This is a genomic window from Stenotrophomonas maltophilia (assembly GCF_002799155.1).
GTDB lineage: Bacteria > Pseudomonadota > Gammaproteobacteria > Xanthomonadales > Xanthomonadaceae > Stenotrophomonas > Stenotrophomonas maltophilia_R.
On the sequence record NZ_NERD01000002.1, the window covers coordinates 3,134,708 to 3,159,114 of the forward strand.

Genomic DNA, 24,407 nt, shown 5'->3' on the forward strand with positions numbered 1-24,407 from the left:
CGAACAATGGATCGGATCGATCGTTTCCGCATCTTCACCCGGGTCGTGGAATGCGCCAGCTTCACCCGCGCCGCCGATCAGCTCGGCCTGCCCCGCTCCACCGTCTCGGCAGCGATTGCGGAGCTGGAGCAGCGGCTCGGTACCCGGCTGCTGCAGCGCTCGACCCGCCGGGTTTCCACCACGCATGACGGCGATGTGTTCCATGCCCGTTGCCTGCGCCTGATTGCCGAAGTTGAAGCGGCCGAATCCCTGTTCCGGCAGGACGACGCGCAGCCGGTGGGCCTGCTGAAGATCGATGTGCCCAGCCGCATCGGCCGTCGCATCCTCGCCCCGGCCCTGCCCGACTTCTTCGCGCGCCATCCACACGTTGAAGTGGACCTGGGCATGACCGACCGCGCGGTGAACCTCATCGAAGACGGCTGCGATGCGGTGCTGCGGGTCGGCCAGCTGGGCGACTCCAGTCTGGTGGCGCGCACGCTGGGCCAGCTCGACTTCGTCAACGTTGCCGCGCCGGCCTACCTACGTGAACACGGTGTGCCGCAGCACCCCGCCAACCTGCAGCAGCACCGCGCGGTGAACTACGCGTCGCCGACCACGGCCCGGGTGGAACCCTGGGAATGGCAGGACGGCGGCCAGCTGCGCACAGTGCCGATGCCCGGCTGGGTACGGGTCAACAGCGCCGAGGCCTCGATCGCCTGCTGCGTGGCCGGGCTGGGGTTGCTGCAGATTCCGCGCTACGACGTGCAGGCCGAACTGAACTCGGGTGCACTGGTGGAGGTGATGCCACAGCATGTCGCACAGCCCTTGCCGGTCACCTTGTTGCAGCCGCATCGGCAACACCGCGCGCCACGCGTGCAGGTGTTCATCGAATGGCTGCTGCCAGTGCTGAAGACTGGCCTGCAGCTGCAGTAGTTCCACGCCGTGCGTGGATGTGCACATCGTGGATGGGGTCAGAGCCCATTCCCAGCGGGAAAGGGACCCGACCCCAGGCGGAAATCCCGGGGCATCACGCCCCGGATTCGTCCGGCTTGACCCGGAACCACGCCGCGTACAGCGCCGGCAGGAACACCAGGGTCAGCACCGTGCCCACGATCAGCCCGCCCATGATCGAGATCGCCATCGAGCCGTAGAACGCACTGCGTGACAGAGGAATCATCGCCAGCACGGCCGCCAGCGCGGTCAGCACGATCGGGCGGAAGCGGCGCACCGTCGCATCGATGATCGAATGCCAGCGGTCATGCCCGGCGTCGATATCCTGCTGGATCTGGTCGATCAGGATCACCGAGTTGCGCATGATCATGCCGGCCAGCGCGATCGTGCCCAGCAGCGCGACGAAGCCGAACGGCGCGCGGAACAGCAGCAGGAACAGGGTTGCACCGATGATGCCCAACGGCGCGGTCACCAGCACCATCGCCGCACGCGAGAAGCTGCGCAACTGCAGCATCAGCAGCGTGGCCACCACCACCAGGAACAGCGGCATGCCGGCCTTGATCGAGTTCTGGCCGCGCGCCGAATCCTCCACGGTGCCGCCGGTCTCCAGCAGGTAGCCGCTGGGCAGCTCGGCACGGATGCCATCCAGCGTGGGCACGATCTGGTGGACCACGTCCAGCGCCTGCATGCCATCGCTGATGTCGGCCCGCACGGTCACGGTCGGCAACCGGTTGCGGTGCCAGATGATGCCATCCTCGAAGCCGTACTCCATCGTCGCTACCTGCGACAGCGTGATGCTGCCGCCGTTGGCGGTCGGCATCGACAGGCTGGACAGCAGCTCCAGCTGGTTGCGTTCATCGGCCGGTCCACGCAGCAGCATCTCGATCTGGCGGTTGCCTTCGCGGTACACGCTCACCGACTGGCCGGCGAGCGAACTGGCCAGGAACTGGCTGACCTGGGCACTGCTCACGCCCAGCGCGCGGGCACGCTCCTGGTCGATCACCAGCCGCACCACCTTGCTCGGCTCGCTCCAGTCCAGGTTGACGTTCATCACGTGCGGGTTCTCACGCACCTTGGCCTCGACCTGGCGCGCGATCGCCTGCACCTTCTCGATGTGCTCGCCGGAGATGCGCATCTGCACCGGGTAGCCGACCGGCGGGCCGTTCTCCAGGCGGGTCACGCGCATCTGCACATCCGGGAACTTCGGGATCACCTCGTGCAGCAGCCAGTCGCGGGTGGTTTCGCGCGATTCGATGTCCTTGGCCAGCACCACGAACTGGGCGAAGTTGGTCGCCGGCAGCTGCTGGTCCAGCGGCAGGTAGAAGCGCGGCGAACCGGTACCCACGTAGGACACGTAGTTGGCGATGCCCTCGCGGCGGGACAGCAGCTTTTCCAGCTTCTCGGCCTGGGCCTGGGTCGAGCGCAGCGAGGCACCCTCGGCCAGCTCGATGTCCACCATCAGTTCCGGCCGGGTCGAGTCCGGGAAGAACTGCTGCGGCACGAAGCGGAACATCATCAGCGAGAACACGAACAGCGCGATGGTTGCGGCGATCACCCACCAGCGGCGGCGCAGGCAGGCATCCAGGAAGCGCCGGAAGCTGCGGTAGAACGGGCGCTGGTAGGGATCGTGGTCGTGCCCATGCTGCGGCGGCGCGATCAGGTTGGCCAGCGCCGGATAGCGATCGGCCCACTGCCGGCGCTTGGCCAGCCAGCGCGCGGACAGGCTGCCCGGCTTCGGCGGCTGCGGATTGAACAGGTCCGGCAGCATCTTGTCGCCCAGGTATGGGATGAACAGCACCGCGGCAATCCACGACACCACCAGTGCGATGGTCACCACCTGGAACAGTGAACGGGTGTACTCACCCGTGCTCGAGGCGGCCGTGGCGATCGGCAGGAAGCCGGCTGCCGTGATCAATGTACCGGTCAGCATCGGGAACGCGGTGGATTCCCAGGCGAAACTGGCCGCGCGCAGGCGATCGAAGCCCTGCTCCATCTTGGTGGCCATCATCTCCACCGCGATGATCGCATCGTCCACCAGCAGGCCCAGCGCCAGCACCAGCGCGCCCAGCGAGATCTTGTGCAGGCCGATGTCGAAGTAATGCATGACGAAGAAGGTCATCGCCAGCACCAACGGAATGGTCACGCCCACCACCAGGCCGGTGCGCAGGCCCAGCGAAAAGAAGCTGACCAGCAGCACGATCACCACCGCTTCGGTCAGCACCTGCACGAACTCGCCGACCGACTCCTCCACCGACTGCGGCTGGTCGGACACTTTGCGCAGCTGCATGCCGGCCGGCAGGGTCTTCTGCAGGCGTTCGAATTCGGCATCGAGGTTGGCGCCCAGCTTGAGGATGTCACCGCCATCCTTCATCGCCACCGCCAGGCCGATCGCTTCTTCGCCCATGAATCGCATCTTCGGCGACGCCGGATCGGCGAAGCCACGCTTGACCTCGGCGATGTCGCCCAGGTGCACGGTGCGGTCGCCAGCACGGATCGGGAACTGGCGGATCGCTTCGATGTCGTTGAACTGGCCGGTCACGCGCAGCTGTACACGGTCGGTGGCGGTCTCGAAGAAGCTGGTACCGGTCACTGCATTCTGGTCGGCCAACGCCTGCTGCACCTGCTGCATCGACACACCCAGCGTCGCCAGCCGGGTGTTGGACAGCTCGATCCACACCTTCTCGTCCTGCAGGCCGACCAGGTCGATCTTGCCAACGTCGGGAACGCGCTGCAGTTCCAGCTGGATGCGGTCGGCGTAGTCGCGCATCACCGCGTAGTCGAAGCCCTTGCCGGTCAAGGCATAGATGTTGCCGTAGGTGTCGCCGAACTCATCATTGAAGAACGGGCCGACGATCTCCCGCGGCAGCGTGGGACGGATATCGCCCACGCGCTTGCGTACCTGGTACCACAGGTCCGGGATCTGCCTGGAGCGCAGGCTGTCGCGCGCCATGAAGATGACCTGCGATTCGCCGGGGCGCGAATACGAGCGGATGAACTCGTACTCGCCGGTATTCATCAGTGCCTTCTCGATCGGCTCGGTCACCTGCCGCGAAACCTGTTCGGCGGTGGCGCCCGGCCACAGCGTGCGCACCACCATCGCCTTGAAGGTGAAGGGCGGATCCTCGGACTGGCCCAGATGCTTGTACGACCACGCGCCGATCAGCGCGAAGGCAAGCATCGCAAACAGCACCAACGGGCGGTTGGACAACGCCCACTCGGAAAGATTGAAGCGGCGCACCGGCTTACTCCTTGGCCTTGGCGGCAGCGGCCGGCGTGGCCGGCTTCAGCACCGGGCGGTTCTGGCGGTCCACGGCGATCACCGGCTGGCCGGCCCGCAACAGGTGCCCGCCGGCGGCGACCACCCAGTCAGCGGCGCCCACCCCGGACAGCACCGGCACCGTCTCGCTGCCGTAGGCGCCGGTGGTGACCGCTGCGGCCTTCAGCGTGCTGTTGGCCGGATCGACCACCCATACGCTGGCGGCACCATTGGCGCCGCGCTGCAGCGCGCCGAGCGGCAGCTGCAGGGTGCCGTGGCGGCCAGCGCTGCTGTAGACGCGCGCGCTCTGGCCCAGTTCGACATCGGCCAGCGCATCGGCCGGCAGGCTGACCCGGGTCGCGTAGGTGCGCGCCTGCGGATCGGCGGCGGCCGCGATCTCGCGGATCGTGCCCGGCAGGCGCTGGCCGGGGCGGTTCCACAGCTCCACCTCGACCGGCTGGCCCACCGCATAGTCGCGGATGGTGCCCTCGGGCAGGTCGATCAGCACTTCGCGCGCACCATCGGCGGCCAGGTTGAAGATGGTCTGGCCGGCCGACACCACCTGCCCGGCTTCGGCCTCGCGGCTGGCGATCACGCCATCGGCCGGCGCGCGCAGCTGCGCGTAGTCGGCCTGGTTGCGCAGCACATCGAGGTTGGCGCGAGCGGCATTGGCCTGCCCCTGCGCGGCCTTGAAGGCGGCGGACTGCTGGTCCAGCTGCGAGCGGCTGACCAGTTGCTGGTCGGCCAGCACCTGGTAGCGCTTGAGGTCATCGCGGGCACGCACCAGATCGGCCTCGGCCGCAGCCAGCTGCGCCTGCGAGGCACGGGCCTGCAGTGCGAAGTCTGCTACGTCCAGCTCGGCCAGCACGTCGCCCTTCTTCACCCGTTGCCCTGCATCGACGTGGCGCTTGACCAGGTTGCCGCCGACGCGGAACGACAGCGGACTTTCCTGCCGTGCGCGCACCGTGCCCGGGAACGCCGCCGGCGCTTGCCCGGCCTGCTCGCCGGGGTGAACCACCAGCACCGGTACGGCCGCCTGTGGCGCCTGCTCCTGTCCCGAACAGGCTGCCAGCGCAGCCATCCACACCATACCGCCCATCCAGCGCACGATCTTCATCGGTCAACGTCCTGAAAACGCAGGGTTGCAACTAAGGGAGAGCCGGGACTGCCGGCCCAATTTAATAAACCGGCCGGTATAGTATAAATATCGAACCGCTTGGTCTAGTATTGTCGCGATGAGTTCTCACACTTCCCGCAAGCCGTCGGCCAAGCCCGCTGCCAAGGCCGCCGGACCCGGGCGCCCCAAGGACCTCGGCAAGCGCGCGGCGATCCTTGAAGCAGCCAAGGCACTGTTCATCGAACAGGGCTATACCGGCGTGAGCATGGACACCATCGCCGCTCAGGCCGGCGTCTCGAAGCTGACTGTGTACAGCCACTTCGGTGACAAGGAGACGCTGTTCTCCGAAGCCGTGCAGTCAAAGTGCATCGAAATGCTGCCGGACGCGCTGTTCGTGGCCGACGCTGACGGCCCACTGCGCGACCAGCTGATCGGTATCGGCCTGGCCTTCTTCGAGTTGATCACCTCCGACGCGGCGATCTCGATCCAGCGCATGATGATGGCGCCGGAGACCGATGAGCGCCTGCGCGAGCTGTTCTGGCAGGCCGGCCCGGAGCGTACCTGCGAGGCGTTGGCCGATTTCCTGCGCGCGCGCGGTGAGCGCGGCGAACTGGACATCGCCGACTATTACCTGGCTGGCCAGCAGTTCCTGACCCTGGTCAAGGGCGAAGTGCACATGCATATGATGTGCGGCATGCCACTGTCACCGGTGGAGTGCGACCCTCTTGTCCATGTCACCGCCAGCATCGACTTCTTCCTGCGCGCCTATGCGCCGCGAGGGGCCGGAACCGGCTGAAACGGCAAACCTGAATGAACCGGAGGTCGCGATGACTTCCGGCACTGCGACCCCGGCCCCCCGGCAGCTGATGCTCTGGGCGCGCCGCCGGCCTCCGGCACCGGTAAAATGGCCGGCCCACTGCGCTGGATTTGAACCTCATGACGATTGATTACGCCCACGCCCGCGAACTGATGGTGGAACAGCAGATCCGTCCCTGGGACGTGCTGGACATCAAGGTGCTCGACGTCCTGGCCCGCCTGCCGCGCGAGGCCTTTGTCGCCGATGCACACCGGGCACTGGCCTACGCCGATGTCGAACTGCCGATCGGCCATGGCCAGAAGATGATGAAGCCGGTCATCGAGGGTCGTACCCTGCAGGCGCTGGACCTGCAGCCGGGTGACGAAGTGCTGGAAATCGGCACCGGCAGCGGCTTCCTGTCGGCCTGCATCGGCGCGCTGGCGCGCGACGTGCTGAGCCTGGAAATCGACCCCGAGCTGGCCGCCGCCGCGCGCGCCCGCCTGGATGCTTCCGGCCTGGGCACCAATGTCCGCGTGGAAGTGGCCGACGCCCTGTCCTGGCAGACCGAACGCCGCTTTGACGTGATCTGTGTCACTGGTGCGGTCGACGTCGTGCCGTCACAGTTCGCTTCGTGGCTGCGTCCGGGTGGTCGCCTGTTCGTGATCCATGGCCGTTCGCCGGCGATGGAGGCCCTGCTGGTCAAGGCCGATGGCAGCAGCGAGTCCCTGTTCGAGACCGATATCGATTACCTGCGTGGTGCCGCCCCGGCCCCCCAGTTCCACCTCTGAGTCCAAGGAAGCCGCAATGATCCGCCGATCCCTCGCTGTTGCGCTGGCCACTGCCCTGCTGCCGTTGTCCGCCCATGCCGCCGACCTGCTGCAGGTCTACGAAATGGCGCGCAATGGCGATCCGCAGCTGTCCGCCGCCGAATCGACCCGGCTGTACGACAAGGAAGGCGCCGTGCAGGCCCGCGCTGCCCTGCTGCCGCAGATCAACGGCCAGGCCCAGCTGAACCGCACGCGCAGCGAGCCCAATGCCGACGCCAACTCCGGCTCGTTCACCAGCAAGCGCCGCACCTACACGATCGATGGCAGCCAGACGCTGTTCAACTGGACCCAGATCAACAACCTGCGCTCGCAGCGTGAACTGAGCAAGGCGGCGGACTTCACCCTGGATTCGGCCAACGACAGCCTGATCGTGCGCACCTCGGCGGCCTACTTCAACGTGCTGGTGGCGATCGAATCGCTGAACGCCGCACAGACCAATGAAGCGGCCGCGAAGAAGCAGTTCGACTTCGCCGACAAGCGCCTGGAAGTGGGCCTGGCGCCGATCACCGACGTGCACGAAGCACGCGCCCAGTACGACCAGGCGCGTGCCAACACCATCGTTGCGCAGAACACCCTGGCCGATAACTACCAGGCGCTGACCGAACTGACCGGCCAGCCTGTGACCAACCTGCGTGGCCTGCCGGCGGACTTCCGCCCGGAAGTGCCGGCCAACCGCGGCAACATCGACGAGCTGGTGCAGCAGGCCACCTCCCAGAATCCGGCGCTGAAGGCCCAGGAACTGAAGGTCAGCGCCGCCGAGGCTGGCGTGCAGGCCGCCCGTGGCGGCCATTACCCGACCCTGTCGCTGGGCGGCAGCTGGGGCAAGAGCGCGACCTGGGGTGACAGCACCGGTTCCGGTTCGCTGTCGCCGGACGCCCGCACCAACAGCATCGGCCTGACCCTGAGCGTGCCGATCTTCTCCGGTGGTGCCACCCAGTCGGGCGTGCGCCAGGCGCTGGCCCAGCGTGACATCGCCCAGGACGGCTACGAGCAGCAGAAGCGCGCCCTGGACCGCAACACCCGCAATGCCTACCAGACCCTGGTTCAGGGCATCAGCGAAGTGGAAGCACGCCGCCTGGCGGTGGTCTCGGCGCAGAGCGCGTACGACGCCTCGCAGGTCGGCCTGGAAGTCGGTACCCGTACCGTGCTGGACGTGATCCAGAACCAGCGCATCCTGTTCTCGGCGCAGCTGGATTACGCCCAGGCCCGCTACACCTTCCTGCAGAACCGCCTGCTGCTGAGCCAGTCGCTGGGTGCGCTGGACGTGGCCGAGCTGCAGGACGTCAACCGCCTGCTGACCCAGGACGCGGGCAACCCGGCAACGACCACGCACTGATCCGTCGCCCCGCCGGCAACGAAGAAGCCACCCGCAAGGGTGGCTTTTTTGCAGGCGGTGCCTCCACACGCACCGTCCTGTTGCGTGGCCCCGCGAATCCTCAGCCTGGCCATGCCCACAGGCGCTCCAGCGCCGCAAGCAGGCACAGGGCCGCCGCCAAGGGGGCCAGCATCGGCAGCATCAGCTCGCGGCCGGTTGCTCCCTGCCGCGTGTCTTTCCGTCGACGCAGCACCGCCAGGCACAGTGCCGCCATCACCAGCAGGGTTGCCGGACCCGGCAGCGTCGGCAGGGTGCCCAGCGGCAGCCACAACTCCAGCATCACCGCTGGCAGCCCGACCACCGCCACGGTCAGGCCGGCGCGGGATCGTCCCACCGCATCCCCCCTCCCCGGCCATAGCGACGTTGCCAGCCGCACGGCCAGCATCAGCAGCACCAGCTGCAGCGCGGCCAGACCCGCGGCCCCCGCCAAGGGCAACAACGGCAGCATCCACTGCAGTTGCGGATGCATCTGCAGCGCCACCGACAGCGGCCGGGTACTGGCCAGCGCGGAAAACTCGACCAGCCCGGCCTGCAATGCTGCCAGCACGATCAGCAGCAACATCGCCAGCAACGAGACCAGCGCCAGCACGGCCGGCTGCCACATCGCACCCCGGCGGCGCAGCGCAGGAAAGCCCAGTGCCAAGCCGACGCTGGCAAATACCCCCAGCAGCGGCACCGCAGCCGCCAGCACACCGCCCAGCCCAAAGCGATACGGCGCGGTCGCCGGTGGCAGCCAGGGAATCCAGTGGGCGTAGTGCACGTAACGTGCCGCGAGCGCCAGCAGCAACACCCCCGCACCGACCTTCACCGTCAGCAGGGCACAGGCCACCAGCACCGCACGCCGAGGCGGCAGCAACGCCAGCGCGCCCAGCATCAGCAGACCCATCGCCGCCGTCACCTGTTCCGGTAGCCAGTCGCTGGCCTGAAGGCCTTCCGCGGCCAGCACCGCGTATACATGGTGGGCCATGGACTGCGCCACGCCCGCCGTGGTCGCCACCAGCTCCAGCAGCAGGGCCACGCCCAGCACGCCAGCCACCCGCGGCCCCCAGCTGGCAGCCAGCAGCCCGTGCAGGCCCTCTGCCGCCGGCAGCCGCAGCACCATATCCTGCAGGCAGCACAGCACCAGGCCGGCCCCCAGTGCGGCCAGCAACAGGCTCAGCACGATGGCCGGACCGGCCTGCGCCGCCGTGTGCTGACCCACCAGCGCGATCACGCTGCCGCCCACCAGAAGCGTCAGCGCCACCACTGCCAGATGGTCCATGCCCAGCCGGGCCCCACCGGTGCCGTCCCTGCCCCTGTCGCCGTCCATCGCAAGTTCCCTTGATATCCGCCCAAGCGCGGTCGACAGCAGGCTGGCAGCCTGCGTCGCCCTGCGGAATCAGAATCGGTGCCGTGTGCGCCACGATGTGATGGCAGGCACGCTGCCATTGGCAGGGTCGGTCCAGCAACGACAGAAAAATCGTCGCTAAGCAGAATTGATGAAGTTGATCACGACAATGCTCGCCAGCGCCGCTGACGCCGCGCTGACGGAATCACTCGTGCGGCGGGGGCAGGTGCGGCGCGACCAGGGCAAGCGTGCGCTGCAGCGCGCCGCGGCCGTTGCTGACCAGCGTGCAACCGGCGCGTGCCATGTCCTCGCGGGCCTGGGCATCGTCGAGCAGGTGCTGCAGCAGATCGCCCACCGCCTGCGCGTCCTCACCGATCAACAGCGCACCGGCCTCACGCATGCGCCGGGAGATTTCCGCAAAGTTGTGCAGGTGCGGGCCGGTCACCGCCGCCGTTCCCATCGCGGCCGGCTCCAGCAGGTTGTGGCCGCCGATGGCCTGCAGGCTGCCGCCGACGAAGGCGACCTGGGCGCAGGCATAGAACGGCATCAGCTCGCCGAGGGTATCGATGACGAACACGTCGGTGGCCGCGTGCGGCCACTGGTCCACGCGGCGGGTCGCCACGCTCCAGCCCTGTTCGCGCGCCAGTGCTTCCACCTTCGGGAAACGCTCGGGATGGCGCGGTGCCCACAGCAGCAGCAGGTCCGGATGCTGCTGGCGCAGGCGCCGGTGCAGGTCGATCACCGCCTGCTCTTCGCCATCATGGGTACTGGCGGCGATCCACACGGGACGAGCGGCCGGTACCCGCGCATGGAACTGTTCGACGAAGCCCTGCACATCCGGTGTGGCGATGTCGAACTTCAGGTTGCCCAGCGCCTGCACCTGGCCGGGCTCCGCCCCCAGCTGCACGAAGCGCTCGGCATCGTCCTGCGACTGCGCGGCCACGCAGGTGACGGTGCGCAGCGCGCGGCGGATCAGTGCGGCCAGCAGCCGGTAGCCGCGCAGCGAACGCGCCGACAACCGGGCATTGAGGATGTACACCGGAATACCGCGGTCACGGCAGCCGAACAGCATGTTCGGCCACAGCTCGGTTTCCAGGATCAGCGCCAGGCTGGGCTGGAAATGGCCCAGGAAACGGTTGACGCTGCCCGGCACGTCGTAGGGCAGGTAGACATGGTCCAGGGCGTCGCCCCACAGCGCGCGCACGCGTTCGGAGCCGGTCGGGGTGATGGTGGTGATCACCCAGCGGATGTCCGGGCGCTGCTGGCGCAGGGCATTGACCAGCGGAGCGGCGGCATTGACCTCGCCTACCGAGACCGCGTGCAGCCACACCCGCGGCTGGCCGGTCGGCTGCGGATAGGAGGCGTAGCGTTCGTCCCAGCGCCGGAAGTATTCACGGACCCGGAAGCCGCGCCAGACCAGGTGGTACACGGTGATCGGCAGCAGGATGTAGAGCACGACCGAATACAGGCCGCGCAGGATCCATTCGACAGGGTCTTTACGCATGCGGCAAGGATACGGGAGCCCCCCGGGAAAGACACGCGGCCGCCTTGGTAGAATGGGCCAATGTCCGATGCCACCACCGCCGTCCGCCCGTCGCTGCGCGATCCGCGCAACTGGCCGATGTTTGCCGCCATGTTCGGCGCCTTCGCCATCGCCCGCCTGCCGTGGATGCTGCAGCGCGCGCTGGGCCGGGGCGTCGGCTGGATTACCTGGCGCCTGCTTGGCAGCCGCCGCCGCGCCGCCGAGGTCAACCTGCAGCTGTGCTTCCCCGAGAAGGACGAAGCCTGGCGCCAGCGCCTGGTGCGCGATAGTTTCGACGCGCTGGGCGTGGGCGTGTTCGAGTGCATCCGTGCCTGGTGGGGCAGCATCGACCGCATCCGCCCGCACGTGCGGATCGAAGGCCTGGAACACCTGCGGCAGATGCAGGCCGAAGGCCGCGGCGTGCTGCTGGTCTCCGGCCACTTCATGACCCTGGAAATGTGCGGGCGGCTGCTGTGCGACTATGTCGACCTGTCCGGCATGTACCGCAAGCACAAGAACCCGGTGTACGAGTGGGCGGTGAAGTTCGGCCGCCTGCGCTATGCCAAGGCGATGTTCGCCAACGAGGACATCCGCGCGACCGTGCGCCATCTGAAGAAGGGCGGCTTCCTCTGGTACGCGCCGGACCAGGACATGCGTGGCAAGGACACCGTGTTCGTGCCGTTCTTCGGCCACACCGCTTCGACCATCACCGCCACCCACCAGCTGGCACGGATGACTGGTTGCGCGGTGATCCCCTATTTCCACCGCCGCGAAGGCGGGAAGTACGTGCTGAAGATCGGCGCCCCGCTGGAGAATTTTCCCAGCGAGGACGTGGAAGCCGATACCACGCGGGTCAACCAGGCCATCGAGGCAATGGTGCGCGAGGCCCCTGACCAGTACCTGTGGATCCACCGCCGTTTCAAGCGCCAGCCGGGCGGCCGGAGCGATTTCTACAAGTAGATCCACGCCATGCGCGGATGCTCTGCATCCGGGTGCCGGCAACTACAACGGCCAACGGCACCATGCGTGCGGGTACGCACCCAACGCACTGGCCAGGCCCGCACGGACCGGAATCGCCGGTTCAGCAGCCGACTGCTGCGCGACTTCAGCAGGGCCATGCACTCGGCCAAGGTTTCGCTGCGCAGCTCCATCAGCCAGTGCAGATGGTCGGGCATGACCACCCAGGCGAGGCTGTGGCTGATACCGCGGCGCTCGAAAAAGCGCAGACAGTCAACCAGGATCGCCACGTTGGCCGCATCGGCGAAAAACGGTTCGCGGTCCAGGGTTGCTGTGGTCAATGAGTACACGTTGCCGGATCGGGAATACCGACCGTAGCGAAGTCTGGGGCTGGCCATGCCTCCAGCGTGCGCAACCGGTGGGGGACACCGATATTGGAGATGTCGCCGTGTTCGGGTCGGGAAAGCCCCATCCACGCATGGCGTGGATCTACTGATCGGCTCCATGGTTGATCCCTGCCAGGCGCAGATGCGCGGTCACTTCACCGGCGGGGAATCATCTGCGTCGCGGGCCAGCAGGCTGCCGGCGAACAGGGCCGCCAACAGCACGGTCAGGCCACCCCAGAACGCGGAATAGAACGCCAGGTGCGTATTGAGCGGAAACACGGTCACCGCCAGCGCCAGCATCGCCGGGCGGGCGCGATCACGCGCGGCCGGCGGTGCATAGCGCCAGGCACGCCAGGCCTGCGCCACCGCCGCCAACCACAGCAGCAAGCCCAGCACGCCGGTTTCTGCAAGGATTTCCAGCACGATCTGGTGGGCGTGCAACGCCGGTTGATTGCCCCACACTGCGGGGCCTTCGTCGGCCACGCACGCCGGATACGCATCGCGGAAGCCACGCGCACCGACACCGTTGACCGGATGTTCTTCGATCATGCACACCGCCGCCGTCCAGATGCGCGCGCGCCCCGACAGTGCCTCGTCAACGCCCTGCCCGTCTTCGTTCCATGCCTGGGCCGTGCGCGCAACACGCTCGCGCAGCTGCGGCACGCCCGCTGCCAGTGCGGCCGTGCCCATCGCCGCCACCAGGGCAAGCAGGAGCAGCTGCTTCCAGCCGAACTGGCGCACGCCGCTGTAGGCCAGCACCAGCGCAAAGGTGATCCACGAGGCGCGCGAACCGGCCAGCAGCAACACGCATCCCAGCGCGGCAGCGGCCAGCAGCCACCCGGCACTGCCGAAACGCCGCGCCATCGGCAGCAACAGGAACGGTGACAGGCTGGCCAGCACCTGGCCGAATTTCAGATTGCACGGCCCAAGCACGCCACTGAGGCGGTCGGCCAGCACAGCTTCGCCGGCCGGGCACAGCGCGTGGCCACTCACGGCCAGCTTCAGGTGCTCCAACGACCAGAACCACGGGCTGGTGCCGGCCAGCGCCTGCACCAGTGCGTCCAGCGTCCACGCGCCGGTGATCAGTGCCAGGCCACCGAAGGTCAGCCGCCGCCGTTCCGGCGTGGCCACCGCGATCGCCACCAGCCACATGAAGGGCAGGTAGCGCAGCCCGGCAGCGGCCTTGGTCCATGAGGCCGACGGGTCGATGGCATCGATGGCCGAGAACGCCTGCGGCAGCCAGTAACCGAGGAACAGGATCGAAGTCAGCGCCCAGGCGGCGGTGCTCAACAGGTGCGGGCGGCGCTGCAGCCGGCGCATGATCATGCGCGCGGCAGCATAGATCGCGCCGAGGCCCAACACGGTCTCGGCGATGCCCGGCAACGGCCACATCGCCACGTACGCCAGCACCCACCAGGGCGCCCAGCGCCCGGCGCGGTCGTCGCGCACGATGACAGCGGGGTCAGCCGGCGAGATCGGCATAGAGGCGGAGGGTATCGCGCTGCATGGCCTGCAGGGTAAACGGGATGCGGGTCGGCAACGACGGTGGCTGCGCCAACAGGGCCAGCGCACGTTCACCCAGCGCGCGTGCATCACCGGGCGGCACCGCGCCGCTGGGCTGCAGCTGCTGCAGCAGTTCGCCCACGCCACCGTGGTCCCAGCCCAGCACCGGGCGGCCGACCGACAGCGCCTCGACCACGGTGCGGCCAAAGGCTTCCGGCTTGTCCGACAACTGCAGCACAAGATCGCTGGCGGCGTAGGCCTGGGCGATGCGTGCCGTCGGCGTGCTGATCTGTACGGCCTCGGCCACGCCCAATGCCGCAGCCTGGCTGCGCAGGTCAGCCACATAGGCCTCGCGCCCGGGTTCGTCGGTGCCCAGCATCCACAACTGGGCAGGCACGCCAGCGGCACGCACGTCGGCCAGCAACTGCAGCGCGTGGGCGTGGCCCTTCAGCCGGGTGCCGCGCCCCGGCAGCAGCAGCAGCGGGCCTTCCACCTGGGCCAGCCAGGGGTAATCGGCCGCCAATGCCAGCCGCGGGCGACGGTCGGCACGGGCCACGCGCGGGAACTGGCCGACATCGACACCGCGGGGAATGACCTGCAGTTTTTCTTCCGGCACCGTCGGGTAGTGGCGCTGCACGTACGCGCGCACGGTATTGGACACGCAGATCACGCGTTCGCCACTGGTCATCACCGCACTGTACCGGCTGGGCGAATTCAACCCGTGCACGGTGGTTACCCAATGCGGGCGCTGCGCGGCAGGCATGGCACGGATGGCGTACAGGCCCAGCCAGGCCGGCAACCGCGAACGGGCATGCACGATGTCCGCGCCAACCTCGGCAAACAGCCGGCGCAGGGTAGGCAGATGGCGCAGGGTCAGCAGCGACTTGCGGCCGATGTCCAGGGTGAGGTGCTCGGCACCGCTGTCCAGCAGCGGCTGCACCAGGCGGCCACCGGCAGACACCACCAGCGCGCGATGGCCGGCGGCAACCAGGGCCGCAGCGATTTCCAGGGTCGAGCGCTCGACACCACCGGAGTGCAGCGCCGGCAGCAACTGCACCACGGTCAATCGGCGCATCGAAGGGGCCGCCGTTTAGTCGGCCAGCACGAACACGGAGCCGCAGTACGGGCACTGCGCTTCGCCGTTGGGTTCGTCTTCGATCGGCAGGTACACGCGCGGATGCGAGTTCCACAGCGCCATTTCCGGGGTCGGGCAGCTCAGCGGCAGATCGCTGCGGTGCACGGTGTAGCGCTTCTCGGCGTTGGCGGGCGCAGTGGCGGTATGGCTCATGGCGGATGTCGGTGAACGGGTTGCGAGGCCTGTGATTCTAGCATCTGGGCCGCACCGACATTGCGCCGCAACGGGTCGTTGCGCGCGCCCGTCGATGCCTCGCATCTCCCCGCCGCACGCTGGGCGGCAGCGCCAGGCAGGATTCTGTGGTCGTTCCGGCAGGTTCGCTCACCGGAATCGCCTCCAGCGATATTTCCCGCATTTGGATCGAACTAAATGGCACTTGCCAGCGCGCGGCGGCTGTTGCAGGATCGGGCCGGGTCGCACCTCGACCCCTCCAATCCAACCCGATCGCATGGCCCGCCCCCACCGGACCGGCATCGCCTCTCCCACTGCCAGCCTGGCGGGCGGAGCGATGCCGTCCGTGGTGTCCGCCGATGCGGGTTCTGCCCGCCAGCCCTTCCGGGAGACCCTTGCATGACCCTGTCCGATCCGCGCCGCGCCCTGCTTCCACTCGCCCTGGCCCTGGCCTGTGCGACCACTGCGATGCCGGTGCTGGCACAGGGGCTGCAGACCTCGTTCGAACCGGGCGAACCTGCCCCGTCACAGGCGGCGGGTGCACTTCAGGTCACGATCGGCAATGGACCGGCCGCGCCCTACACCGCCAAGCGCAACGCTGGCTACAGCGGCCTGCATGCACTGCGCTACAGCAGCGCGGGCGGCAGCGCGCGGCGCGAACTGTTCAAGGCCGACCTGCCCATCGAGGCCGATACCACGCTGTCGTGGCTGGTACTGCCGGAGATCGTCGGCAAGGACACCGTCGCTTCGACCTTTGTCTCGCTGGACCTGCTGCTGGACGATGGCAGCCGCGTTTCGGCCGGTGAGGCACGCGACCAGCACGGCGTGGCGATCGGCGCACGCGCGCAGGGCGAGTCGAAGACGCTGTACCCGCAACAGTGGGCCCGCAAGGCGGTGCGGCTGGGCGACGTACCCACGCTGAAGGGGCGCCGCGTGGTGGCGATCGAGCTGGAGGTGGCCAGTGCCGAGGGCGCGCCGGTCTCTGGCTGGATTGATGACGTGCGCCTGGATGCAGTGCCGAGGCAGCAGCCACAGCGCGTCTCCGACTGGGTGCTGACCACCCGCGGCACCCAGGCCAACGGCACCTTCTCGCGCGGCAACAATTTCCCGGCCACGGCGGTGCCGCACGGGTTCAACTTCTGGACCCCGGTCACCGATGCCGGCGCACTGAACTGGCTGTACCGCTGGAACGAGCAGAACGATGCGCAGAACCGTCCACAGCTGCAGGCACTGGCGCTGAGCCATCAGCCCAGCCCGTGGATGGGCGACCGCCAGACCTTCCAGGTGATGCCCTCGGCCAGCCGTGGCGTGCCCGATGCCGACCGCCGCAGGCGCGCGCTGTCGTTCGACCGCCACCATGAAAGCGCGCGTCCCTACCGCTACGACGTGCGCTTCGACAATGGCATCGCCGCCGCGATCGCGCCGACCGACCATGCCGCGGTGTTCCGCTTCGATTTCCCCGAAGGCGGCGACGCCAACCTGCTGTTCGACAACGTCGACGCGCGTGGTGGCCTGACCCTGGACGCCGTCACGCAGACGCTGTCCGGCTACACCGATACCCGCAGCGGCCTGTCCAACGGCGCCAGCCGCATGTACGTGGTGGCCAGCTTCGACAAGCCCTGGCGCAGCAGCGGCCACCTCGACACCGGCCGCCCGACCGGCTACATCAAGTTCGATGCCGGCAGCGACCGTCAGGTGACGATGCGCATCGCCACCTCGCTGATCTCGGTGGAGCAGGCGCGGCACAACCTGGCACTGGAGATCGCCGCCACCGATACGCTGGAGAGCGTGGCCGGCCGCGCGCAGGATGCATGGGACGCACGCCTGGCCCGCTTCGATATCGGCGATGCCAGCGACGACCAGAAGACCACGCTGTACTCCAGCCTGTACCGGCTGTACCTGTACCCCAATTCCGGCTACGAGAACGCGGGCAGCGCGGCCGCACCGGACTGGCGCTACGCCAACCAGGCCAGCGCCAGCGATGACAACACCGACGGCAGCGCGAAGCGCAGCTTCACCGGCGTGCGCGACGGCAGGGTGTTCGTCAACAACGGCTTCTGGGACACCTTCCGCACCACCTGGCCGGCCTATGCACTGTTCACCCCCGACGATGCCGGGCAGATGGTGCAGGGCTTCATCGAGCAGTACCGTGCCGGTGGCTGGATCGCGCGCTGGTCGTCGCCGGGCTACGCCGACCTGATGGTCGGCACCAGCTCGGACGTGGCCTTCGCCGATGCATGGCTGAAGGGCATCGGCGGCTTCGATCCGGCCGAGGCCTATGCCGCCGCGCTGAAGAACGCGACCGTGGTCCCGCCCGACCGCCATGTCGGCCGCAAGGGCATGGACCGTTCGACCTTCCGTGGCTACGCCAGCGCGGACGTGCACGAAGGCATGTCGTGGACGATGGAAGGCGCACTCAATGACTTCGGCATCGCCAATATGGCCGAGGCGTTGGCCAGGCGCGCGACCACGCCTGCCGCACGCGAGCGCTACAGCACCGAAGCGGACTACTTCCGCTACCGCGCCGCCAGCTACGCGACGATGTTCGATCCGGCCGCCGGCTTCTTCCAGGGCCGCACGGACGATGGCCGCTGGCGCGTGGATGCCAAGGACTACGACCCCCGCGTGTGGGGCCACGATTACACCGAATCCAATGGCTGGACCTTCGCTTTCACCGCCGCCCACGATGGCGAAGGCCTGGCCGCGCTGTACGGTGGCCGCGACAAGCTGGCGGCGAAGCTGGATGCCTTCTTCGCCACGCCGGAAACCGCGGACCCGGCACTGGCCGGCTCCTACGGCGGCACCATCCACGAGATGACCGAAGCGCGCGACGTGCGCATGGGCATGTACGCGCACAGCAACCAGCCGGCGCACCACATCCCGTGGATGTACCTGTACGCCGGGCAGCCGTGGAAGACCCAGCAGCACGTGCGCGAGATCCTGTCCCGGCTGTACGTCGGCAGCGAGATCGGCCAGGGCTATCCAGGCGACGAGGACAACGGCGAGACCTCGGCATGGTACGTGCTGGCCTCGCTGGGCCTGTACCCGCTGCGCATGGGCGCGCCGGAGTACGTGATCGGTTCGCCGGCCTTCCGTCACGCGCGGGTGGAACTGCAGGGCGGCGCGGTGCTGACCGTGAACGCGGCCAACAACTCACGCGAGAACGTCTACGTGCAGTCGCTGAAGATCAACGGCACGCCCTGGACGAAGACCTGGGTGCCGCACGACCTGATTGCCAAGGGTGCGACGCTGGACTTCGTGATGGGACCGGAGCCCTCGCGCTGGGGCAGCGGCGTGGAGGACGTGCCGCGCTCGTTGACCGCCCGTGGCCAGCGGCCGCAGCTGCTGCACGACCTGCTCGGTAGCGGCGCGAAGGCGGCGCTGGCCGATGGCCGTGCCCTGCCGGCGCTGGTCGACGACGATGCGGCCACCACCGTGGGCCTGGGCGGCGGCGCAACCATCGCCCTGACCGGCCTGGCCGAAGGCGCGCCGATGATGTACACGCTCACCAGCGGCGACGGCCGCATCCAGGGCGGCGAATGGGCACTGGAAGCACGCAACGGCAACGGCCGCTGGACCGTGCTCGACCAGCGCAGCGGCGAAGCCTTCGAGTCGGCCCGCCAGACCCGCCCGTTCCGCATCGCCAAACCCGGTCGTTACAGCGAGTACCGCCTGCGCCTGGCGGCGCCGGGCCGGCTGCCGCTGGCGGAGATCGAACTGTTGGCGCCCAGCGCCGTACAATGAGCCCTATGCGCTACCGTCTGTTGCCTCTGGCCCTTGTTGCCCTTTCCTTTTCCAGCTTTGGCCAGACCCAGGCCTTTGATGCGCAGCTGACCCGCGACGGCGTGACGCTGAACTACCAGGACGCCCGTGGCGCCCTGGCCGCGCCGCAGCGCAAGCGGGTGATCGATACGTTCTACTTCGCCTACCTGCGCGAACGCGCGGACTTCCACCCGGCTGCGCCGTCGATGGTGCGCATCGTGATCGATCCGGCCTACACCGGCATCGCGTTCGTCGGCGACAAGGACCAGGCGGCGACGATCACGATCAATCCGGGTTGGCTGGCACAGCATCCGAACGACATCGACCTGGTCACCCATGAGGCCATGCACATCGTGCAGGGCTATCCGGGCTACGGCGACGCGCGGGTGCCGGGCTGGCTGGTGGAAGGCATCGCCGACTACGCACGCGACCGCTACGGCATGGACAATGCCGCGGCCGGCTGGGCGCTGCCCGGCAAGGTCGAGAAGGGCCAGAACTTCGACAGCGGCTACCGGGTCACCGGCGCGTTCCTGAAATGGGCCGAGGCCGAGCATCCGGGCCTGGTGCTGGCGCTGGACAAAGCCCTGCGCGACGGCCGCTATGCACCGGCGCTATGGCAGAAGCACACCGGCAAGGCACTGCCGGCGTTGTGGGCGCAGTACGCCAAGCCGCGTTCCGACGCACCGCCGCCGGCCCCTGCACGCCGCGGCAAGCGGCGCTGATACCCTCGCACACACGTCCGCCGGGCATCCCCGGCGCTACCGCATCGCTGCCTCAGCGCGACTGCACGAAACCTGCGTAGAGCGCGAACAGCTGCTGGAAATACCGCCGGGTCACTCGATTGCGCATGACACTTTCGCCGATGGGGAGGTGGTCGGGCCCAGGGTGGGAAGGCCGGTCCGGACCCTTCCCACGGCCAGGCCGCGTGGGCGTATTGGGCCGCAACGGCATTGCAGGGAAATGACCGGGTTGCGTAGCGCGTGTGGCAGGTTCGGCGGCCGTTGCGGCAAATGAAAACACCGGGCAGTGCCCGGTGTTCTCATTTGCGCCGACGTCCAAACGCGCCATCTTTGTTCCGGCCAAGAGCCCCTTCTTGTTGAAGGGGCGCGCCGAAGGCGGGGGTAAAGGCAGAATGCGTGGGCAGCGGAAGTGGAAAGAAGGCTTATGCCTTCTTTTCCGCTTCCAGCTGCTTGCGGATCTGCGCATCGACCGCAGCGATCGCGGTCATGTTCAGGATCCGGCGCGAGGTCGCGCTGGTGGTCAGGATATGCACCGGCTTGTTCACGCCCATCAGGATCGGGCCGATCGCCACGCCGTCGGTGAACACACGCACCAGGTTGTAGGCGATGTTGGCCGCCTCCAGGTTCGGCAGCACGAACAGGTTGGCGCGGCCCTGCAGGGTCGAGCCCGGCAGCAGCTTCTGGCGCAGCGCTTCATCCCACGCGGTGTCACCCTGCATTTCGCCATCCACGTTCAGACGCGGATTGCGCTTGAGCAGCAGCTCGCGCACCTGGCGCATCTTCAGCGCGTCCTTCGAATCATGGCTGCCGAAGTTGGAGTGCGACAGCAGCGCGACCTTCGGCTCGATGCCGAACAGCTTCATGCGGTAGGCCGCCTGCAGGGTCGCTTCGCACAGCTGCTCGGCGGTCGGGTCTTCCTGCACGTGGGTATCGACGAAGAAGAACACGCCCTGCTGGTTGATCACGCCGGTCATCGCCGAGGTCGAGGTGACCTTCGGCTCCAGCGGCAGCACGCTGCGCACGTAGCCCAGCTTCTTGTGGAAGCGGCCGACGATGCCGGTCAGCATCGCATCGGCTTCGCCACGCGCCACCATCACCGCGGCGATCAGGGTCGGGCGTGAACGCATCAGGTTCTTCGCCGCGGCCACGGTCACGCCACGACGGCCGGTCAGGCCATGGTAGTACTGCCAGTACTCGTTGAAGCGCGGATCGTCGTTGATGTTGGTGACTTCAACGTTCTCGCCGATCTTCAGGCGCAGGCCGAGGCGCTCGATGCGCGATTCGATCACTTCCGGGCGGCCGATCAGGATCGGGTGCGCCAGGCCGTCATCGACCACGTTCTGCACCGCCTGCAGCACCACTTCCTCTTCGCCTTCGGCGTACACCACGCGCTGCTTGTCGCTGCGCGCGCGGTCGTAGACCGGCTTCATCATCAGGCTGGTGCGGTAGACGAACTGGGCCAGCTTGTCGCGGTAGGCGCCCATGTCGTCGATCGGGCGCGAGGCCACGCCCGAGTCCATCGCGGCCTGGGCCACGGCGGCCGACAGCTCCACCAGCAGGCGGCGGTCGAACGGACGCGGAATCAGGTATTCACGGCCGAAGCTCGGGGTGTCGCCGCCATAGGCCGAGCCCATGTCGGTGGCGGCGCGGCGGGCCAGTGCAGCGATGGCACGCACGCAGGCGATCTTCATTTCCTCGTTGATCGCGGTGGCGCCCACGTCCAGCGCGCCACGGAACAGGTACGGGAAGCACAGTACGTTGTTGACCTGGTTCGGGTAGTCCGAACGGCCGGTGCCGATGATCGCGTCCGGACGGGCGGCGCGCGCCAGTTCCGGCATGATTTCCGGGGTCGGGTTGGCCAGCGCGAAGATCACCGGATCCGGCGCCATGGTCTTGACCATGTCGGCAGTCAGGATGCCCGGTGCCGACAGGCCCAGGAAGATGTCCGCGCCGTCGACGATCTCGGCCAGGGTGCGCTTGTCGGTGTCGCGCGCATAACGCTGCTTTTCCGGGTCCAGGTCGGTGCGACCGGTGTGGATCACGCCCTCGCGGTCGAAGGCCAGGATGTTCTCCGGCTTCAGGCCCAGCTGCACCAGCATGTTCACGCAGGAAATGCCGGCCGCGCCCATGCCCGTGGTCGCCAGCTTCACTTCCTCGATCTTCTTGCCGGTGATGGCCATGGCGTTGAGCACGGCGGCGCCGACGATGATCGCGGTGCCGTGCTGGTCGTCATGGAACACCGGGATCTTCATGCGCTCGCGCAGCTTGCGCTCGACCACGAAGCATTCCGGCGCCTTGATGTCTTCCAGGTTGATGCCGCCGAAGGTCGGCTCCAGCGAGGCGATGATGTCGACCAGCTTGTCCGGGTCGGTCTCATCGACTTCGATGTCGAACACGTCGATGCCGGCGAACTTCTGGAACAGCACGCCCTTGCCTTCCATCACCGGCTTGCCGGCCAGCGCACCGATGTTGCCCAGGCCCAGCACCGCGGTGCCGTTGGAGATCACCGCCACCAGGTTGCCGCGGGCGGTCAGCTCGCTGGCCTGCTGCGGGTCGGCCTTGATCGCTTCACAGGCGTACGCCACGCCCGGCGAATACGCCAGCGACAGGTCGCGCTGGGTCAGCATGGGCTTGGTAGCGGAAACCTTGATCTTTCCCGGCGGGGACATCCGGTGGTAATCGAGGGCGGCCTGTTTGAAATCTTCGTTGGACATCGATGTGGGTTACATGAATGGGCAGAAGGGACAGGGGATGATACCCCCGTTGGAGCGTCTGGACCTGTCGCTATCCTGTCGCAAGCATGCTGCGACCGCACAATTCCGTGCCGTATGCGACGGTACCGCGACACCAGCTTCGGCGCTGCCCATGACAGCCATGGGACGCCCTGAAACGCCGCGGGGCCGTGCCACTGTCGTGACCGGCCCCGCGGTACCACACACCTGGATCAGCCCTTGGCCGGCAGCGCCTCTGGCAGCGCATCGACCGGCGGCGGCAGTTCGCTTTCACGGCCATCCAGCGCCAGCTTCAGGCGATTGCGGTCCAGCGCGCCTTCCCAGCGCGAGACCACCACGGTGGCCACGGCATTGCCGATGAAGTTGGTCAGCGAGCGGCACTCGCTCATGAAGCGGTCCACGCCCAGGATCAGCGCCATGCCGGCCACCGGCACTTCCGGCACCACGGCCAGTGTGGCGGCCAGGGTGATGAAGCCGGCACCGGTGACACCGGCCGCGCCCTTGGAGCTGAGCATGGCGACCAGCAGCAGGGCGATCTGGTGGCCCAGGGTCAGTTCGGTGTTGGTGGCCTGGGCGATGAACAGTGCCGCCAGGGTCATGTAGATATTGGTGCCGTCCAGGTTGAACGAGTAGCCGGTCGGGACCACCAGGCCCACCACCGACTTGCTGCAGCCGGCGCGTTCCATCTTCTCCATCAGCGACGGCAGCGCCGACTCCGACGAGGACGTGCCCAGCACCAGCAGCAGTTCGGCCTTCAGGTAGCGCGCCAGCTTGAACACCGAGAAGCCGCACAGGCGGCAGACCACGCCGAGGATCACCGCCACGAACAGGAAGGCGGTGAGGTAGAACGAGCCCACCAGCCAGGCCAGGTTGATCAGCGAACCGACGCCGTACTTGCCAATGGTGAAGGCGATTGCACCGAAGGCACCGATCGGAGCGGCCTTCATCAGGATGTGCACCAGCTTGAACACCGGAGCGACCAGCGCCTCCAGGAAGTTCACGATCGGCTTGCCCTTCTCGCCCACCGATGCCAGCGCGATGCCGAACAGCACGGCCACGAACAACACCTGCAGGATGTTGCCATCGACGAACGCGCTGAGCAGCGTCTTCGGGATGATGTCCATCAGGAAGCCGACCAGGGTCAGGTCATGCGACTTCTTGACGTAGTTGTTGACGTCGGTCTGGTCCAGGTCGAGCGGATTGATGTTCATGCCCGCGCCGGGCTGCACCACGTGCGCCACGATCATGCCGACGACCAGCGCCAGCGTGGAGAAGAACAGGAAATACACCATCGCCTTGATGAACACACGGCCCACGGTGCGCAGGTGGGTCATTCCCGCGATGCCGGTGACGATGGTCAGGAAGATCACCGGCGCGATGATCATCTTCACCAGGTTGATGAAGGCATCGCCGAGCGGCTTCATCTTCTCGCCGACCAGCGGTTCGTAGTGGCCGAGGATGGCGCCCAGGACGATCGCCACGATCACCTGGAAGTACAGCTGGCGATAGATCGGCAACGGCTTTGCAGGCACCGGTGCTGCGGTCGGGATGTGCATGGCGGACTCCGGAAGGGGCGTTTTCAGGCACGTACGGCCCCGGGACTGCACGGGAACCGTAACCGTGGAAACTGCTCGCAGGCCCTGTGCTGCACGCGCGGGGGGGTGCGACCAATGGACGCCTTTGTACGCGCTGGGCACGCTGGCGCAGATAACCTATTGGTACTAGCCCGCCGGTTCAGGTGGCCGCGATGCCTACACTGGCGCCGCACCGCCCGATCACGGGGAGGCCGGTGGCCCGAGCTGAACGGCCGGGCGCGTCATTGCGAAAGTTCCGGCCGTTGCGGCCGTTGTTGTCCTGTCCACACGCAATCT

General features: G+C 67.7%; 16 protein-coding genes and 1 pseudogene. 7 read left to right on the forward strand and 10 right to left on the reverse strand.

What is annotated here, in order from left to right; translation table 11 throughout:
• Positions 1 to 6: 6 nt before the first annotated feature.
• Positions 7 to 912, forward strand: a complete 906-nt coding sequence (locus tag B9Y82_RS15075) for a LysR family transcriptional regulator (protein WP_100473856.1) — start codon at positions 7 to 9, stop codon at positions 910 to 912.
• A gap of 94 nt (positions 913 to 1,006) precedes the next feature.
• Here the strand turns inward: B9Y82_RS15075 and B9Y82_RS15080 are convergent, their stop codons facing one another.
• Together B9Y82_RS15080 and B9Y82_RS15085 are read right to left on the reverse strand one after the other, a co-directional pair.
• Positions 1,007 to 4,168: an efflux RND transporter permease subunit gene (locus tag B9Y82_RS15080; protein ID WP_100473857.1), complete on the reverse strand. Its 3,162-nt coding sequence runs from the start codon at positions 4,166 to 4,168 to the stop codon at positions 1,007 to 1,009.
• A gap of 4 nt (positions 4,169 to 4,172) precedes the next feature.
• Entirely contained in the window at positions 4,173 to 5,303 is a 1,131-nt protein-coding gene (locus tag B9Y82_RS15085) for an efflux RND transporter periplasmic adaptor subunit (protein ID WP_100473858.1), read from the reverse strand.
• Positions 5,304 to 5,421: 118 nt separating this feature from the next.
• On the opposite strand from B9Y82_RS15085, the gene B9Y82_RS15090 reads away from it, so the two are divergent.
• The 3 genes from B9Y82_RS15090 to B9Y82_RS15100 all read left to right on the forward strand — a co-directional run bounded on the left by B9Y82_RS15090 (position 5,422) and on the right by B9Y82_RS15100 (position 8,262).
• Positions 5,422 to 6,099: a TetR/AcrR family transcriptional regulator gene (locus B9Y82_RS15090; protein WP_100473859.1), complete on the forward strand. Its 678-nt coding sequence runs from the start codon at positions 5,422 to 5,424 to the stop codon at positions 6,097 to 6,099.
• 140 nt (positions 6,100 to 6,239) lie between these two features.
• The gene (locus B9Y82_RS15095) at positions 6,240 to 6,887 is read left to right on the forward strand and encodes a protein-L-isoaspartate O-methyltransferase family protein (RefSeq protein WP_014648346.1); all 648 of its coding nucleotides are present in this window, start codon (positions 6,240 to 6,242) and stop codon (positions 6,885 to 6,887) included.
• A 16-nt stretch (positions 6,888 to 6,903) separates the two neighbouring features.
• Entirely contained in the window at positions 6,904 to 8,262 is a 1,359-nt protein-coding gene (locus tag B9Y82_RS15100) for a TolC family outer membrane protein (RefSeq protein ID WP_100473860.1), read from the forward strand.
• A gap of 100 nt (positions 8,263 to 8,362) precedes the next feature.
• Here B9Y82_RS15100 and B9Y82_RS15105 read toward each other — a convergent pair whose 3' ends face one another.
• Entirely contained in the window at positions 8,363 to 9,610 is a 1,248-nt protein-coding gene (locus tag B9Y82_RS15105; RefSeq protein ID WP_100473861.1) for an amino acid transporter, read from the reverse strand.
• 223 nt (positions 9,611 to 9,833) lie between these two features.
• Entirely contained in the window at positions 9,834 to 11,132 is a 1,299-nt protein-coding gene (gene waaA / locus B9Y82_RS15110; protein ID WP_100473862.1) for a lipid IV(A) 3-deoxy-D-manno-octulosonic acid transferase, read from the reverse strand.
• A gap of 60 nt (positions 11,133 to 11,192) precedes the next feature.
• On the opposite strand from waaA, the gene B9Y82_RS15115 reads away from it, so the two are divergent.
• Positions 11,193 to 12,110, forward strand: coding sequence for an LpxL/LpxP family Kdo(2)-lipid IV(A) lauroyl/palmitoleoyl acyltransferase (locus B9Y82_RS15115; RefSeq protein WP_100473863.1), 918 nt, complete (start codon positions 11,193 to 11,195; stop codon positions 12,108 to 12,110).
• A gap of 42 nt (positions 12,111 to 12,152) precedes the next feature.
• On the opposite strand, the pseudogene B9Y82_RS15120 reads toward B9Y82_RS15115, so the two are convergent.
• The 4 genes and pseudogenes from B9Y82_RS15120 to B9Y82_RS15135 form a co-directional block, all read right to left on the reverse strand.
• Positions 12,153 to 12,505, reverse strand: a pseudogene (locus tag B9Y82_RS15120) (REP-associated tyrosine transposase).
• Between the two features lie 138 nt (positions 12,506 to 12,643).
• A complete protein-coding gene (locus tag B9Y82_RS15125) occupies positions 12,644 to 13,975 on the reverse strand; it encodes an O-antigen ligase family protein (protein WP_100473864.1) in 1,332 nt (443 codons plus the stop codon).
• Positions 13,956 to 15,071 carry a glycosyltransferase gene (locus B9Y82_RS15130; protein ID WP_100473865.1) on the reverse strand — a complete coding sequence of 372 codons (1,116 nt, stop codon included), beginning with the start codon at positions 15,069 to 15,071 and terminating at the stop codon, positions 13,956 to 13,958. The genes B9Y82_RS15125 and B9Y82_RS15130 overlap by 20 nt, the downstream gene beginning before the upstream one ends.
• 15 nt (positions 15,072 to 15,086) lie before the next feature.
• A complete protein-coding gene (locus B9Y82_RS15135; protein WP_005410967.1) occupies positions 15,087 to 15,284 on the reverse strand; it encodes a zinc-finger domain-containing protein in 198 nt (65 codons plus the stop codon).
• A 417-nt stretch (positions 15,285 to 15,701) separates the two neighbouring features.
• On the opposite strand from B9Y82_RS15135, the gene B9Y82_RS15140 reads away from it, so the two are divergent.
• Positions 15,702 to 19,046 (forward strand): GH92 family glycosyl hydrolase, encoded by a 3,345-nt coding sequence (locus tag B9Y82_RS15140; protein ID WP_100473866.1) that lies wholly within the window; start codon positions 15,702 to 15,704, stop codon positions 19,044 to 19,046.
• Positions 19,043 to 19,786, forward strand: a complete 744-nt coding sequence (locus B9Y82_RS15145) for a basic secretory protein-like protein (protein ID WP_100473867.1) — start codon at positions 19,043 to 19,045, stop codon at positions 19,784 to 19,786. The genes B9Y82_RS15140 and B9Y82_RS15145 overlap by 4 nt, the downstream gene beginning before the upstream one ends.
• A 440-nt stretch (positions 19,787 to 20,226) precedes the next feature.
• Here B9Y82_RS15145 and B9Y82_RS15150 read toward each other — a convergent pair whose 3' ends face one another.
• On the reverse strand, positions 20,227 to 22,518 hold the full coding sequence (locus B9Y82_RS15150) for an NADP-dependent malic enzyme (RefSeq protein WP_014038426.1): 2,292 nt from the start codon (positions 22,516 to 22,518) through the stop codon (positions 20,227 to 20,229).
• 230 nt (positions 22,519 to 22,748) lie between these two features.
• Positions 22,749 to 24,092 carry a dicarboxylate/amino acid:cation symporter gene (locus tag B9Y82_RS15155; RefSeq protein WP_100473868.1) on the reverse strand — a complete coding sequence of 448 codons (1,344 nt, stop codon included), beginning with the start codon at positions 24,090 to 24,092 and terminating at the stop codon, positions 22,749 to 22,751.
• Positions 24,093 to 24,407 lie beyond the last annotated feature (315 nt).